Here is a 946-nt window from a genome sequence, read left to right as displayed (position 1 = left end):
GGCGGCTGGATTCCGTAGCCGAGGAAGCTGATATAGGCCTCCATGAGGATCGCGCGGGCAATCGTCAGCGTGGAGGCGACGATAATCGGACCGATGGCGTTGGGAAGGATCTCGCGGAACATGATATGGGTACCGCTCAATCCCAACATGCGCCCGGCTTGTACGAATTCCCGCTCGCGGAGAGAGTGGACCTCGGCCTCGACGATGCGCGCAACCTCCATCCAACTGCTGGCGGCGATGACAACGGTGATCATGATCGGGCTGGGCTTGAGAGCAGCGGCGAGAGCCAACACCAGGAAGATCGACGGAAACGCCAGGAAGCCATCGACCGTGCGCATCAGCGACGCCCCGATCCAGCCGCCGCGATATCCCGCTATGACGCCGACGACCGTTCCAACAAGCGTCGACAAGAGCATCGCGGAGAAGCCGACGAGAAGCGAGGTCCGACCGGCCATGAACAGTCGCGCTGCGACATCGCGTCCTAGGGGATCGGTGCCGAGATAATGATGGCCAGTGAACGGGCCTGCAAAGCGCGCCCGCAGATCGATGTAGAGGGAATCATATGGAAGCAAATAGGGTCCGACGACGCAACATAGCGTCAGCGCTACGATCATCGCTATGCCCAGGAGTGCCAGATGATGGCTCATGAAGCGGTGAGCCGCGCGGCTGTTCCACCAGCGGTCCGATCCCGGATTGATGACGATAGCGGTCATGACGAGTGCCTCCTGTTGGGCGTGGACTTAGGCGCTTAGCTCAAGCGGATGCGGGGATCGATGATGGCCACGGCGATGTCGGCGATAAAGTTGCACCCGATTACCAATATGGCGGAGAACATCAGCAGTCCCATGACGACCGGGTAGTCGCTGTAGCCAAGGCTATCGAGGAACAGCCGACCCATTCCCGGCCAGGTAAACACAGTCTCCGTGACCAACGCCCCGGTAAGGAC

At 60.7% G+C, this 946-nt stretch carries 2 protein-coding genes; both read right to left on the bottom strand.

Annotated elements, in window-relative coordinates; all coding sequences use genetic code 11:
- Nucleotides 1-713: ABC transporter permease (locus AC2YI2_RS35065; RefSeq protein ID WP_487391132.1), on the bottom strand; the 713-nt coding region annotated here is incomplete at its 3' end.
- Between the two features lie 35 nt (nucleotides 714-748).
- The coding region (locus tag AC2YI2_RS35060) for an ABC transporter permease subunit (protein ID WP_487391131.1) at nucleotides 749-946 on the bottom strand (198 nt) is incomplete at its 5' end.

It is taken from the genome of Rhizobium sp. SRI_017, assembly GCF_057586295.1.
Note: the sequence above shows the minus strand (reverse complement) of the source record. Positions and strands in the feature narration are given on the sequence as shown.